This is a genomic window from Mycobacterium kiyosense, from assembly GCA_021654635.1.
Lineage (GTDB): Bacteria > Actinomycetota > Actinomycetes > Mycobacteriales > Mycobacteriaceae > Mycobacterium > Mycobacterium kiyosense.
The window spans coordinates 3,054,298-3,068,703 of sequence record AP025179.1 but is presented as its reverse complement, the minus strand read 5'-3'; the positions used below and the strand labels follow the sequence as shown (position 1 = coordinate 3,068,703).

The window sequence follows — 14,406 nt, the reverse complement described above, 5'->3', positions numbered from 1 at the left end:
ACCGCGGCAGCGACCGCCCCGGGGTTGGACCGCTAGTTCGTCGAGTCTGCGCGCCGCCCCCGTGCCGCCCACAGCCCGGCGAAGCCGGCGGCGAGCACCAGCACTCGGCTCACCCGGACAGCACCTGCCGAATCTGTCCGAGCGTCACCCTTGCCTTCTGCCCGGGCAGCAGCATCCAGGTGTGCATACCGCCCTCGAGTTCGTGCCACCCGATGTCGTGTCCTTCGGCGATCGCACGGTTGCGGAAGGCGCGAGCATCGGGGTTGAGCACGTCGTGGGTTCCGGTGAAGACCGTCAGCCGGGGCAGGCCGTCCAGGGGACCCATGCTCGGACTGAGCAGCGGGTGGTCCAAGGGGTCACCGCCCGCGTAGCGGAGGCCCGCGGCCCGCAGGTCATCGAGGTTGAGGAACGGATCGATCTTTGCCACCGTCAGCACCTCGGGGGCGGGCAGGCCGAGGTGCATCCAGGGCGAGAGCAGCAGTGCGTCAGTGGGCTGTGGCAGCCCGGCGTCGCGCACCGCGTGACACAGCGCGAACGCCATCCCACCGCCGGCCGAATCACCCATGAAGGCAATCGAATCCGGCTCCCAGGTGTCCAGCATCCGGCGGTAGACCTGCAACAGGAACGGGAAGACCTGGCGGTAGGTGTGTTCGGGGGCGATCGGGTAGATCGGCACGGTGAGGGATCGGCGCAGGGTCAGGGCCAGCCGGGCAATGGCGGGCCAATGGAAGTGGGGTAGCAGGTCCAGCACGTACGCGCCGCCGTGCAGGTACAGCACGTGCCCGCCCAGCTCGTCGGGACCGATGTGCCGAGGCGTGACCTGGTAGACCGGGCGGCCGTTGAGGTCGGTGCGCGTCACGTCGACCTTCTTGAGCACCAGCTTGGAGGGCAGCCCGCAGTAGGGTGGGCGCGGGTTGGCCGCCCAATGTTCCAGCTTCGCCGCCGGGAACAACCGGTTGCGAACACCGGAGGCGCGCAGCAGCCGCTGCGTGACGTGCGGCTTGCGGATCGGGCGGGCCACCCTGATCTTGAATTCGTTGATCGCCATCAACGTCTACCGTGACACAACCCGGCACACAGCGATCCCGCAATCAGTAATCTGTTTTGCTGTGCATGCTCTGACCGGATTTCTCTCGGCGCTGCCGGCCGAGCTGCGGGACCCGGTGCTGTTCGCGATTCCGTTCTTCCTGCTGCTTTTGACGCTGGAGTGGACGGCCGCCCGCAAGTTGGCGAAGTTCGACGCCGCGGCCGGCACCGGGGACCCCGCCGATTCCAGGCCCGCCTCGGGCGCCTACCTCGCCCGGGATTCGATGACGAGCATCTCGATGGGTTTGGTGTCGATAGCCACCACCGCCGCCTGGAAGACGTTGGCCCTATTCGGGTACGCCGCCCTCTATGCCTACGTTGCGCCATGGCATCTGTCGGCGAGCAAGTGGTACACCTGGGTCGTCGCGTTGCTCGGAGTCGACCTGCTCTACTACGCCTATCACCGCGCCGCACACCGGGTCCGGCTGATCTGGGCCACTCACCAGGCTCATCATTCGAGCCAGTACTACAACCTGGCCACCGCGTTGCGACAGAAGTGGAACAACAGCGGCGAGATCCTGATGTGGGTGCCGTTGCCGCTGTTGGGATTGCCCCCGTGGATGGTGTTCTTCAGTTGGTCGCTGAACCTGATCTACCAGTTCTGGGTGCACACCGAGCGGATCGGCAAGCTGCCCCGGTGGTTCGAGTACGTCTTCAATACGCCGTCCCACCACCGGGTACACCACGGCATGGACAAGGTGTACCTGGACCGGAATTACGGCGGCATCTTCATCCTGTGGGACCGGATTTTCGGCAGCTTCCAAGAGGAGTTGTTCCGGCCGCACTACGGGCTGACCAAGCAGGTCGACACGTTCAACATCTGGAAACTGCAGACCTACGAATACGTCGCGATCGCGCGGGATTGGCGCTCGGCGAGCCGGCTGCGCGACCGGCTGGGCTACGTTTTCGGGCCGCCCGGTTGGGCTCCCGGCGGCGCCGATCGCAACGGCAAAGTCGCCCCGGTGGCGAGCACTCGGTAACGCCGCCAGCGTTCTGCGCGAAGACTTAGTGTCGGGGTGGTTACGACGTAACCTGAAAGTGCAGGTCGGCGCTTCGTCGGCCATAACGGATCGGAGTCGGTTTTGTATCGCCTGACCTTGCGCGCATGCACGGCCGCGGCGGCTGTCTCGATGGTGGCCGCCGGGCTGTCGCCGGCCACTGCCGCAGCCGAGTCGACGTTGGTTTTCCCGGGCATGGAGATTCATCAGGACAACCACGTCTGCACTCTCGGTTTTGTCGACATTCCGCGGCGCACGGCGTACAGCGCCGGGCACTGCCGCGGAGGAATGGTCTACGACCGGGACAACAACCCGATCGGCCGCGTGGTGGCCTCCCGCGACAACACCCCCACCGGTTCCACCGTGGCCACCGACCAGCCCATCGACGACTACGAGGCCATCGCCTTGGCCAGCAACGTCACGATGAGCAACATCCTGCCCGGGGGCCGGGGACTGGTGGCGAGCCCAGGCGTGGTCGCCGCGCCCGGACAGGCGGTCTGCCACTTCGGAGTGACCACCGGGGAAACCTGCGGCACGGTGGAAAGCGTCAACAACGGGTGGTTCACCATGTCCCACGGCGTGCAGACCCAGCAGGGTGACTCGGGTGGACCGGTGTATCTGTCGTCGGGAGGCGTCGGCCAGCTCATCGGGATCTTCAACAGCATGTGGGGCGACTTCCCGGCAGCGGTGTCCTGGCAGAGCGCTTCCGAGCAGGCCCGCCAGGATATGGGCGCGGGGGCGAGTTAGCTCATTTGGCTAGCGCGAATACCGGGATCCGCGGTGCGGCGGCACGGTAATCCGCGTCGTCCGATTCGGGTGTCAGCCCGCCCACGTACGCCTTGACCTGCCAATACCAGCGAGCCAGATAGCGCCGCAGAATGGCGGGCTTGACGTCGTCGGCGACTTCGCTGATGGCGCGGGATTCCCTGTGCCAGCGCGAGCCCAGTTCGACGACGCCCGCGGCCCGAACATTGCGTGCCCACTGGGTGTCGCCGCGCGGTGAGATCACGTAATCCGTGCCGTCCACGGTCAGCAGGTTGACGACCACACCACGCGGTGTACCGGTCTTGCGTCCGCGGACCCGCAGGGCGCGCGTTCCGGCAATGCCGATCCCCAGTTCGGCAAGCCAGCGCATCAGCGTGTTCGCGCTGCGCTCGATCCGGCTTGGTTGCTGGTAATGCATCGACATGCCGACCTCCGTGCGCACTGAGAGAGCAGTGCTCTCTGTTGATGCTACCGTGCCACGCCCGCCGGCAAAAAGCAAGAGCGGTGATCTCGGTTGTGTCAGACTTGGCCGTGGGCAAACGCCAGGAGTCGCGGGATCAGATCGAGGCCAAGATCGTCGAGCTGGGCCGCCGACATCTGGTGGACCACGGCGCGGCTGGTTTGTCATTGCGCGCGATTGCCCGGGACCTCGGCATGGTGTCCTCCGCGGTGTACCGCTACGTCGCCAGTCGCGACGAACTGCTGACGCTGTTGCTCGTCGACGCGTACACCGATCTCGCCGACAAAGTCGACCGGGCGCGCGACGACACCACCGGCGATTCGTGGAGCGACGACGTGAACGCGATGGCACACGCCATGCGGGCATGGGCCGTCGCGCACCCCGCCCGCTGGGCGTTGCTGTACGGCAGCCCGGTTCCCGGGTACCACGCACCGGCACAGCGCACCGTCCCGGCCGGGACTCGGGTCATCGCGGCGTTGCTGGACGCCGTCGCGGCCGGGATCACCACCGGCGACATCGTGTTGACCAACGACCACGTGGCACAACCGACCTCGTCGGACTTCGAGCGGCTGCGCAGCGAGTACTCGTTCCCGGGCGACGACCGGGTGATGGGCAAGTGCTTCCTGCTGTTCGCCGGGCTGGTGGGCGCCATCAGTCTCGAAGTGTTCGGCCAATACGGCGCGGATACCCTCACCGACGCCCGCGCGGTCTTCGACACTCAGGTGCACCTGCTGCTGGACATGTTCGGCGGACGGAACTAGAACATGTTCAGTCCAGCTCATCACGGCCGCCGGTGGCGGCGACGGCAAATTGCTTCCCGGCAGTTCTGACGGGCGACCGGCTGGGATATCCTCCGAAGCGATGAACCTCCTCGTTCAATCACCCGTCCAGATCGCGTGGGTCACGTCGGACCTCGCTGCCACAGAAAAGGCCCTCACCGGCCTTTTAGGCGCCCGCAAATGGGTGCGTATCCCCGATGTCCACTTTGCTCCGGACGCCTGCAGCTATCGCGGCGAGCCCGCCGACTTCGTCGCGCACATCTCGCTGAGCTACCTCGGCGACATGCAGCTCGAGCTGATCGAACCGGTCCGCGGCGAGAATATCTATAGTGAATTCCTGCGCGACCACGGCGCGGGCTTGCACCACATCTGCATGGAGGCCCAAAGCCGCGAGCAATTCGACGCCGCTCTGGTCGATGCCGCCGAGCAGGGCGCCGAGGTAGTGCAGCAGGGGGTAATGGCCGGCGGTATCCGGTTCGCCTACGTAGCGGCCCCGAATGCCGGGGTGCCGTATGTCGAGATCGCGTACCTGTCGCCCGAGATTAAAGCGTTCTACGACTACATAAAGCAGGAGCAACAAGTGAGCCGCGGCAACGACGATGCACACCGTAGTGACGAGCAGGAGGCGCGCCGATGAGCACCGAGATCCCCGCCACGGTCAAGGCCGACACGGTGGCGTCCTGGTCCGACGACGTCGACGTGTTGGTGCTCGGCTTCGGCATCGCCGGCGGGTGCGCGGCGGTCAGCGCTGCGGCCGCGGGAGCGCGGGTGCTGGTGCTCGAGCGCGCCGCCGCGGCCGGCGGCACCACCTCGATGGCCGGCGGCCACTTCTACCTGGGTGGCGGTACCGCAGTCCAGGAGGCGACCGGTCACCCCGATACGCCCGACGAGATGTACAAATACCTGGTCGCCGCGTCGCGGGAACCCGAACTCGACAAGATCCGCGCCTACTGCGACGGCAGCGTCGAACATTTCAATTGGCTTGAGGCCCTTGGCTTCCAGTTCGAGCGCAGCTTCTACCCGGGCAAGGTCGTGGTGCCGCCGGGCACCGAAGGACTCAGCTACACCGGCAACGAGAAGGTGTGGCCGTTCTGCGAGCAAGCCGTGCCGGCGCCGCGGGGGCACTCGGTGCCGGTGCCCGGCGAGTTGGGCGGGGCTGCCATGGTGATCGACCTGCTGGTCAAGCGCGCCGACGAACTGGGGGTGCTGATCCGCTACGAGACCGGCGCGACCAACCTGGTCGTCGACGACGGCGGCGCGGTGGTCGGGGTGACCTGGAAGCACTTCGGCGAGACCGGCGCGGCCCGGGCCAATGCGGTGATCATCGCCGCCGGCGGTTTCGCCATGAATCCCGAGATGGTCGCCGAGCACACTCCCGCGCTGGGTCAGCCGCGGCGCACCAAACACCACGGCCTGGTGGCGCCCTACATCCTGGGCAACCCGAACGACGACGGGCTGGGCATCCGGCTGGGCGTCTCGGCCGGTGCGGCCACCAAGAACATGGACGAGTTGTTCATCACCGCGGCGGCGTATCCGCCGGAAATCCTGCTCACCGGGGTGATCGTCAATAAGGACGGCAAGCGGTTCGTCGCCGAGGATTCCTACCATTCGCGGACCTCGGCGTTCGTGCTCGAGCAGCCCGAGCAGACCGCTTACCTGATTGTCGACGAAGCGCACATGCAGATGCCCGAGATGCCGTTGATCAAGTTCCTCGACGGCTACGAGACGATCGCCGAGATGGAGGAAGCGCTGGGCATCCCGGCGGGCAATCTCGCCGCGACGCTGCAGCGCTACAACGAACACGCCGCCCGGGGCGAGGACCCCGACTTTCACAAGCAGCCGGAATACGTTGCGGCACAAGACAAGAGCCCGTGGGCGGTGTTCGACCTGTCGCTGGGGCGGGCGATGTACTCCGGGTTCACCATCGGCGGGCTCGCGGTCACCCTGGACGGTGAGGTGCAGCGCGACGACGGCAGCGTCATCCCCGGGCTGTTCGCCGCGGGTGCGTGTGCGTCCAACATCGCCCAGGACGGCAAGGGGTACGCCAGCGGGACGCAACTGGGGGAGGGGTCGTTCTTCGGTCGCCGCGCCGGAGCCCGCGCGGCAGCGCGGGTGCAGGCGCGGTAAAACGTCCCAGCGCCGGAGCCCGCGCGGCAGCGCGGGTGCAGGCGCGGTAAAACGTCCCAGCGCCGGAGCCCGCGCGGGGGCGCGGGGTGCAGGCGCGCTAGGCCTTCGCCAATTCCTTCTCGACCGGCCCCAGCCGCCAGTGCCCGTCGCCGAGCAGTTCGAGCTGGCTTTCGTGATATTGCTCCACCGCGGGGTGGTGGCTGACGCTGACCACGATGCAGTCCGGCAGTTCGGTGCGGACCAGCTGGTAGAGCGCGTATTCCAGTCCAGGGTCCAGCGCCGAGGTCGCCTCGTCCATGAACACGGCCTTGGGTTTGGTGAGCAGGATGCGCGCGAACGCGACCCGCTGCTGTTCACCCGGCGAGAGCACCTTTGCCCAGTCCTGCTCCTCGTCGAGGCGGGCGATCAGCGGCACCAACGCGACCTTGGTCAGCACCTCGTGCAACTCGGCGTCCGACACCGCGTCGACCGCGTTGGGGTAGCACACCACGCTGCGCAGATCACCTAGCGGCACATACGGCAACTGCGATAGGAACATCGTCTCGTTCGCGCCGCCGGGGCAGTGCAGGGAACCCGATGCGTACGGCCACAATTCGGCCAATGCGCGCAGCAGCGTCGTTTTGCCGGAACCCGACTGGCCGGTGATCACCAGCGAGTGGCCGGGTTCCAGCCGAACGTCGAGCGGATCGACCAGGCTGTCACCGTCGGGCCTGCGCACTTCCACGTTGTGCAGCTCCACCGACCCGTCTTGGGACGGTGTGCTCAGCACCGACGGCAGCGCACGGCCCTGCTCGTTGGCCATCACCAGCCCATGAAGACGGATGATGGCCGCCCGCAGGTAGGCGAACGCGTCGTACTGGTTGCGGAAGAACGACAGGGAGTCGGAAATGCGTCCGAACGCGGCCGCAGTCTGCGTCACATCGCCGAATTTGATCTGGCCGGCGAACAGTCGGGGCGCCTGGATCAGCCACGGCAGCGGGACGATGATCTGCGACATGGACCAGTTCCAGCCGTGGAAGATGATCGAGCGCCGGACGAAGTGGCGGTAGTTGTCGATGATCGGGGTGAAGCGCCGCCAGAGTTGCGCCCGCTCGACACGTTCACCGCGATAGAACCCGACGGCTTCCGCGGCGTCGCGCAGCCGCACCAGTGCATAGCGGAATCGTGCGTTGAGCTTCTCGTTGTTAAAACTCAGTCCGATCAGTGGGCGGCCCAGCCAGAACGCGACCGCCGAGGCGATCAACACGAACACCACTACCGCCAAGAACATCGCGCGCGGGAACACCACTCCGAAGACATTCAGCGGCCCGGACAGGTTCCACAGGATCGCGGCGAAGGACACCACGGAGGCGACGGCGTTGACGGCCCCGAACAGCAACGTCTGCGTGGTGCCATTGGACGGCATGTTGGGGGTGCCGGCGGTGTTCGCGGCGGTAAAGATGTCGATGTCCTGCTGAATGCGCTGGTCCGGGTTGTCGATGGTGTTGTCGATGAAGAGGTCTCGGTAATAGGCCCGGCCGGCCAGCCAGTCATCGGTGAGATGGCCGGTCAGCCAGACCCGCCACGAGATGAGGAACCGCTGCAGCAGATAGATGTCGGCCAGATACCGGGCGATGAAGATGGCCGCCAGAATGCTGAAAACGGCCATCGAGACGTAAAACCCGTGCTTACCGGATTGCTTGACGATGTCCCGATGGGCGGCGTCGCCCTGAACGAAGGTCTGAACCGAGGAATACAGGTCGTTGGTGAAGTAGCTGAACAGCACATCCAGGCGCACCGACATCAATACCGACAGCAGCAGCACGCCCAGCATCAACCACACCCGGACACTTTCGCGCCCGACGAAGTAGCCGCGGGTGATCCGCCAGAACTGGCGGCCCCACGGGGTCAGAAACCGCATCAGGACCAGCGCGAGGAACAGACATACGGCGCTGACCACCCACGCGATGGCCAACCAGCGCACCGAATCCTGCAGCGCGTGAGACCAGTCGATTTTCGGAGTGAACGGTTCCGGACCCAAGGTCTTCGTCTCCTGACAGTCGAGGGTGTTCCGGCGACTGCGCGACGGAAATCCTTGGGCGAACGTACCTGAACGAGTCGATAAGCTCCGGTCATGACCACCGAAGCCGTCCCCGCCCAAACCGTGCACGCCGGCCGCCTCATCGCCCGCCGGCTCAAGGCCAGCGGTATCGACACCGTCTTCACCCTGTCCGGTGGTCATCTGTTCTCCATTTACGACGGCTGTCGCGAGGAGGGTCTTCGGCTGATCGACACCCGCCACGAGCAGACCGCGACCTTTGCCGCCGAGGGCTGGTCCAAGGTGACCCGGGTGCCGGGGGTGGCCGCGTTGACGGCAGGTCCGGGCATCACCAATGGGATGAGTGCGATGGCCGCGGCGCAGCAGAACCAGTCGCCGTTGGTGGTGCTCGGCGGCCGGGCGCCCGCGCTGCGCTGGGGGATGGGCTCGCTGCAGGAGATCGACCACGTGCCGTTCGTGGCGCCGCTGACCCGCTTCGCCGCCACCGCGCAGTCGGCCGACGATGCCGGCCGCCTGGTCGACCGGGCGCTGCAGGCGGCTGTGGCCGCCCCGTCCGGCGTGGGATTCGTCGACTTCCCGATGGATCACGTGTTCTCCATGGCCGACGACCGCGGTGAACCCGGGGCGTTGACCGTGCCGGCGAAGGGTCCGGACGTGGACGCCGACGTCTTGGATCGGGCCGTCGATCTGTTGTCCACGGCGCAGCGGCCCGTCATCATGGCCGGCACCAATGTGTGGTGGGGGCACGCCGAGACCGCGTTGCTGCGACTCGCCGAGCGACTGCGGATACCGGTGTTGATGAACGGGATGGCTCGCGGAGTGGTACCCGCCGACCATCCGCTGGCCTTCAGCCGGGCACGGTCGAAAGCCCTGAAGGAAGCCGATGTGGCGCTGGTGATCGGGGTGCCGATGGATTTCCGGCTTGGTTTCGGGGGCGTCTTCGGCGTCGAGACTCAGTTGGTCGTCGTCGACCGCGTCCGACCCGAGCGGGCGCATCCCCGCCCCGTCGCCGCTGAGCTGTACGGCGATCTCACCGCGGTCCTGTCCGGGCTGGGCACAGCCCGCACGACCGATCACCAGACCTGGATCGACGAGCTGCGCACCGTCGAGCGGGCCGCGCGCGACCAGGAACAGGTTGAATTGGCCGAGGACCGGATCCCGCTGCACCCGATGCGGGTGTACGCGGAGCTGGCGCCGTTGCTGGACCGTGACGCCATCGTCGTGATCGACGCCGGAGACTTCGGCTCCTACGCGGGCCGGGTGATCGACAGCTACCAACCCGGATGCTGGCTGGACAGCGGGCCGTTCGGCTGCCTGGGCTCGGGACCGGGGTACGCGCTGGCCGCCAAACTGGCGCACCCGCAGCGACAGGTGGTGTTGCTGCAGGGCGACGGCGCGTTCGGGTTCAGCGGCATGGAATGGGACACCCTGGTGCGGCACAACGTTCCGGTGGTGTCGGTGGTGGGCAACAACGGCATCTGGGCCTTAGAGAAGCATCCGATGGAGGCGCTGTACGGCTACTCGGTAGTGGCCGAGTTGCGTCCCGGCACCCGCTACGACGAGGTGGCGCGGGCGCTGGGCGCCCACGGCGAGCTGGTGTCGGCGCCCGCCGAGCTGCGCCCGGCACTGGAACGTGCGTTCGCCAGCGGACAGCCCGCCGTCGTCAACGTTCTCACCGACCCGAGCGTCGCCTACCCACGCCGCTCGAACCTGGCCTGATCGCGGCCGCGTACCGTTGGGCTGTGCCTAAGACCACCCGCTCGCAACCTGGCCGGTTGACCAGCCGCTTTTGGCGGCTGCTCGGCGCCAGCACCGAAAAGGACCGCAGCCGCTCGATGTCGGTGGTGACCGCCTCCGAGGAGTTCGACAAAGAAGCCGCCGACCTCAGCGACGAGAAGCTGCGCAAGGCATCCGGGCTGCTCAACCTCGACGACCTCGCCGACTCCGCCGACATTCCGCAGTTCCTGGCGATCGCCCGGGAGGCGGCCGAGCGGACCACCGAGCTGCGTCCGTTCGATGTGCAGTTGCTGGGCGCCCTGCGCATGCTGGCCGGCGACGTGATCGAGATGGCCACCGGCGAGGGCAAGACGCTGGCCGGGGCGATCGCCGCGGCGGGTTACGCGCTGGCCGGCCGGCACGTCCACGTCGTCACCATCAACGACTACCTGGCCCGTCGCGACGCGGAGTGGATGGGTCCGCTGATCGAGGCGATGGGCCTGACGGTCGGCTGGATCACGGCGGAGTCGACGAGCGAGGAACGCAAGGCCGCCTACGGCTGCGACGTCACCTACGCCTCGGTCAACGAGATCGGGTTCGACGTGCTGCGCGACCAGTTGGTCACCGACGTCGAGGACCTGGTTTCCCCGAATCCGGACGTCGCCCTGATCGACGAGGCCGACTCGGTTCTGGTCGACGAGGCGCTGGTGCCGTTGGTCCTGGCCGGCACCAGCCACCGGGAGACCCCGCGAGTGGAGATCATCAAGCTGGTCGGCAGGCTGAACCCGGAGACCGACTTCGACACCGACTCCGACAGCCGCAACGTCCATCTCACCGAGGCGGGCGCCCGCAAGGTGGAAAAGGCGCTCGGCGGCATCGACCTCTACTCGGAGGAACATGTCGGCACCACCCTGACCGAGGTCAACGTCGCACTGCACGCGCACGTGCTGTTGCAGCGCGACGTGCACTACATCGTCCGCGACGACGCCGTGCACCTGATCAACTCCTCCCGCGGCCGGATCGCGCAGCTGCAGCGCTGGCCGGACGGGCTGCAGGCCGCCGTCGAGGCCAAGGAAGGCATCGAGACCACCGAAACCGGTGAGGTGCTCGACACCATCACGGTGCAGGCGCTGATCAACCGCTACGCCACGGTGTGCGGGATGACCGGCACCGCCCTGGCCGCCGGTGAGCAGTTGCGCCAGTTCTACAAACTGGGTGTGTCGCCGATCCCGCCGAACACCCCCAACATCCGCGAGGACGAGTCCGACCGGGTCTACATCACCGCAGCGGCCAAGAACGACGCGATCGTCGAACACATCGCCGAGGTGCACGAAACCGGGCAGCCGGTGCTGGTGGGCACCCGCGACGTCGCCGAATCCGAGGATCTGCACGAGCGGCTGGTGCGCCGCGGCATTCCCGCGGTGCTGCTCAACGCCAAGAACGACGCCGAGGAGGCGGCGGTGATCGCCGAGGCGGGCAAGTACGGCGCGGTCACCGTCTCGACCCAGATGGCCGGCCGGGGCACCGACATCCGGCTGGGCGGATCCGACGAGTCCGACCACGACCGGGTGGCCGAACTGGGCGGGCTGCATGTCGTCGGGACCGGCCGGCACCACACCGAGCGGCTGGACAACCAGCTGCGCGGCCGGGCGGGGCGCCAGGGTGACCCGGGGTCGTCGGTGTTCTTCTCCAGCTGGGAGGACGACGTCGTCGCGGCCAACCTGGATCACAACAAACTGCCGATGCAAACCGACGAGGATGGGCGCATCGTCAGCCCCAAAGCGGCGGGGCTGCTCGACCACGCGCAGCGGGTTGCCGAAGGCCGCATGCTCGACGTGCACGCCAACACCTGGCGCTACAACCAGTTGATCGCCCAACAGCGGGCCATCATCGTCGACCGGCGAAATACCTTGTTGCGCACCGCAACCGCGCGCGAGGAGCTGGAGGAGCTGGCGCCCAAGCGGTATAAGGAACTGGCCGAGGACCTCTCCGAGGAGCGGCTGGAGAAGATCTGTCGACTGATCATGCTGTATCACCTGGACCGCGGCTGGGCCGACCATCTGGCCTATCTGGCCGACATCCGGGAAAGCATCCACCTGCGCGCGCTGGGCCGGCAGAACCCGCTCGACGAGTTTCACCGGATGGCGGTGGACGCGTTCGCGTCACTGGCCGCCGACGCGATCGAGGCGGCGCAGCAGACCTTCGAAACGGCGAACGTCCTCGAGGACGAACCCGGACTGGATCTGTCCAAGCTGGCGCGCCCCACCTCGACGTGGACGTACATGGTCAACGACAATCCGTTGTCCGACGACACGTTGTCCACGCTGAGCCTGCCCGGCGTGTTCCGCTGAGTTCTGCGCGCCCGGACGGTGAACTCCGGTGCCGAATTTCGCAGTGGGGTTACGTTCGTGGAAAGAAACCGGGTTAAGGTCACCGCTCATGGAGCCAGGGCTCGCGCGGGATCGAGTGCTGACGGTGCCCAACGTGCTGAGCATCGTCCGGCTGGCGCTGATCCCCGTCTTCGTCTATCTGATGCTCATCGCCCACCGCAACGGGTGGGCGGTGGCGATCTTGATGTTCAGCGGATTCTCCGACTGGGCCGACGGCAAGATCGCGCGACTGCTGGACCAGTCGTCGCGGCTCGGCATGCTGCTGGACCCCGCCGTCGACCGCCTCTACATGGTCACCGTGCCGATTGTGCTGGCGCTGAGCGGAATCGTGCCGTGGTGGTTCGTCGTCACCCTAGTGGCCCGCGACGCGGCGCTGGCCGCCACGCTGCCGCTGCTGCGCAGTCGCGGGCTGTCGGCGCTGCCGGTCTCCTACGTCGGTAAGGCAGCGACGTTCGCCCTGATGTCAGGCTTCCCGCTGGTGCTGCTGGGTCAGTGGGATGCCCTGTGGAGTCGTATCGTGGGGGCTTGCGGGTGGGCGTTTCTGATTTGGGGCTTGTACATGTATTTGTGGGCTTTCGTGCTGTACATGGCGCAGATGGTCCTGGTGATGCGCCGGATGCCCAATGTCAGGCACCATCGCCCGGCTACCCCGCGGGCAGGTGAGCATGGCTGAACGTGACCGGCTGCTCGGCGGTTACGACCCCAATGCCGGTTACAGCCCCCACGCCGCCGCCGCCCGAGCCCAGAAAATCCCGGTGCCCTCGCTGCTGCGCGCGCTGCTGTCCGAGCATCTGGACCCGGGATACGCCGCAGCGGCCGCGGCGCGGAAGGCCCGTGCCGAGCCCGAAAGTGGGCGGGAACGCGCGTTCGGCTGGATGTGGCAGGCCTTGGCGGCGACGCTGGTTGCGGCCGTGTTCGCCGCCGCGGTGGCCCAGGCCCGCTCGGTGGCCCCCGGGGTGCGGTCCGCACAGCAGCTATTGGCCGCGAACGTGCGATCCACCCAGTCCGCCGCCACCAAGCTGGCGCGGCAGCGCAGCGCGCTGGCGGCCAGGGTCGACCAGGTGCAGCGACTCGCGCTGGCCGACGATGCCGAGGGCCAACGACTGCTCAACAGCCTGGACGCGCGGAGCCTGGCGGCCGCCAGCACCGCGGTGATCGGGCCGGGTCTGACGGTCACGGTGACCGACCCCGGTGCCGGGCCCAACCTGTCCGACGCGTCCAAGCAGCGGGTGACCGGCAGCCAGCAGATCATCCTCGACCGCGACCTACAGCTCGTCGTGAACTCACTGTGGGCCAGCGGAGCCGAAGCCATCTCCGTCGACGGTGCCCGGATCGGGCCCAACGTGACGATCCGGCAGGCCGGCGGCGCGATCCTGGTCGACAACAACCCCACCAGCAGCCCGTACACCATCCTGGCGATCGGCCCGCCGAAGTCCATGCGGGACACCTTCGACCACAGCCCCGGATTGCGTCGGCTTAGGCTGCTGGAGGCCTCCTACGGTGTCGGCGTCAACGTGAATACCGGCGACGGCCTGGCACTGCCGGCCGGAGCCGTCCGCGACGTCAAGTTCGCCACACCGATCGGGCCTTAAGGGGGCTCGGGGAAGTGCGCAGTGCAATGGGAAAGACACTCGGGACGGGAATCACGCACGCATGATCGGTATCGCCGCCCTTGCCATCGGCATTGTGCTGGGCCTGATCTTCCATCCCAGCGTTCCCGAAGTCATCCAGCCGTATCTGCCGATCGCGGTGGTCGCCGCGCTCGACGCGGTGTTCGGCGGTCTGCGCGCCTACCTCGAGCGCATCTTCGACCCGAAGGTCTTCGTCGTCTCCTTCGTCTTCAACGTGCTGGTGGCGGCGCTGATCGTGTACGTCGGCGACCAACTGGGCGTCGGCACCCAGCTGTCCACCGCGATCATCGTGGTGTTGGGCATCCGGATCTTCGGCAACGCGGCGGCGCTGCGACGTCGCCTGTTCGGAGCGTGAGCTGGTGACGCCCGAATCCGGCGACCCGGGCGACGTCGAAAAACCGCGGCGCGCCAACACC

13 protein-coding genes are annotated in these 14,406 nt (G+C 67.3%); 10 read left to right on the top strand and 3 right to left on the bottom strand.

Annotated features, from left to right (window positions below):
• Positions 1-109: 109 nt before the first annotated feature.
• Complete coding sequence (locus L6444_RS14550) at positions 110-1,048, bottom strand: alpha/beta hydrolase fold domain-containing protein (protein WP_236983633.1); 939 nt, start codon at positions 1,046-1,048, stop codon at positions 110-112.
• Between the two features lie 61 nt (positions 1,049-1,109).
• Here L6444_RS14550 and L6444_RS14545 point away from each other — a divergent pair, with 61 nt between their 5' ends.
• Positions 1,110-2,066 (top strand): sterol desaturase family protein, encoded by a 957-nt coding sequence (locus tag L6444_RS14545; RefSeq protein WP_236983631.1) that lies wholly within the window; start codon positions 1,110-1,112, stop codon positions 2,064-2,066.
• 102 nt (positions 2,067-2,168) lie between these two features.
• Positions 2,169-2,831, top strand: coding sequence for an Rv1815 family serine proteinase (locus L6444_RS14540; protein WP_370652820.1), 663 nt, complete (start codon positions 2,169-2,171; stop codon positions 2,829-2,831).
• 1 nt (position 2,832) lies between these two features.
• Here L6444_RS14540 and L6444_RS14535 read toward each other — a convergent pair whose 3' ends face one another.
• The gene (locus L6444_RS14535; protein ID WP_236983628.1) at positions 2,833-3,273 is read right to left on the bottom strand and encodes a nitroreductase/quinone reductase family protein; all 441 of its coding nucleotides are present in this window, start codon (positions 3,271-3,273) and stop codon (positions 2,833-2,835) included.
• A 107-nt stretch (positions 3,274-3,380) separates the two neighbouring features.
• Between L6444_RS14535 and L6444_RS14530 the strand changes: the two genes are divergently transcribed.
• The 3 genes from L6444_RS14530 to L6444_RS14520 all read left to right on the top strand — a co-directional run bounded on the left by L6444_RS14530 (position 3,381) and on the right by L6444_RS14520 (position 6,215).
• The gene (locus L6444_RS14530; protein WP_236984129.1) at positions 3,381-4,070 is read left to right on the top strand and encodes a TetR/AcrR family transcriptional regulator; all 690 of its coding nucleotides are present in this window, start codon (positions 3,381-3,383) and stop codon (positions 4,068-4,070) included.
• Positions 4,071-4,170: 100 nt separating this feature from the next.
• On the top strand, positions 4,171-4,725 hold the full coding sequence (locus tag L6444_RS14525; RefSeq protein WP_236983626.1) for a VOC family protein: 555 nt from the start codon (positions 4,171-4,173) through the stop codon (positions 4,723-4,725).
• Positions 4,722-6,215 (top strand): FAD-binding protein, encoded by a 1,494-nt coding sequence (locus tag L6444_RS14520; protein ID WP_236983624.1) that lies wholly within the window; start codon positions 4,722-4,724, stop codon positions 6,213-6,215. Before L6444_RS14525 ends, L6444_RS14520 begins: the two co-directional genes overlap by 4 nt.
• A gap of 97 nt (positions 6,216-6,312) precedes the next feature.
• On the opposite strand, the gene L6444_RS14515 is transcribed toward L6444_RS14520, so the two are convergent.
• Positions 6,313-8,235 carry an ABC transporter ATP-binding protein/permease gene (locus L6444_RS14515; RefSeq protein ID WP_236983622.1) on the bottom strand — a complete coding sequence of 641 codons (1,923 nt, stop codon included), beginning with the start codon at positions 8,233-8,235 and terminating at the stop codon, positions 6,313-6,315.
• Positions 8,236-8,328: 93 nt separating this feature from the next.
• Here L6444_RS14515 and L6444_RS14510 point away from each other — a divergent pair, with 93 nt between their 5' ends.
• From L6444_RS14510 to L6444_RS14490, 5 genes are all read left to right on the top strand, one after another.
• A complete protein-coding gene (locus L6444_RS14510) occupies positions 8,329-9,972 on the top strand; it encodes an acetolactate synthase (RefSeq protein WP_236983620.1) in 1,644 nt (547 codons plus the stop codon).
• 23 nt (positions 9,973-9,995) lie between these two features.
• The gene (secA2, locus tag L6444_RS14505) at positions 9,996-12,320 is read left to right on the top strand and encodes an accessory Sec system translocase SecA2 (protein WP_236983618.1); all 2,325 of its coding nucleotides are present in this window, start codon (positions 9,996-9,998) and stop codon (positions 12,318-12,320) included.
• A gap of 88 nt (positions 12,321-12,408) precedes the next feature.
• Positions 12,409-13,032 (top strand): CDP-alcohol phosphatidyltransferase family protein, encoded by a 624-nt coding sequence (locus L6444_RS14500; protein ID WP_236983617.1) that lies wholly within the window; start codon positions 12,409-12,411, stop codon positions 13,030-13,032.
• Positions 13,025-13,951, top strand: coding sequence for a DUF881 domain-containing protein (locus L6444_RS14495; RefSeq protein ID WP_236983616.1), 927 nt, complete (start codon positions 13,025-13,027; stop codon positions 13,949-13,951). Before L6444_RS14500 ends, L6444_RS14495 begins: the two co-directional genes overlap by 8 nt.
• A 61-nt stretch (positions 13,952-14,012) precedes the next feature.
• A complete protein-coding gene (locus tag L6444_RS14490; RefSeq protein WP_036360283.1) occupies positions 14,013-14,345 on the top strand; it encodes a small basic family protein in 333 nt (110 codons plus the stop codon).
• Positions 14,346-14,406: the final 61 nt, after the last annotated feature.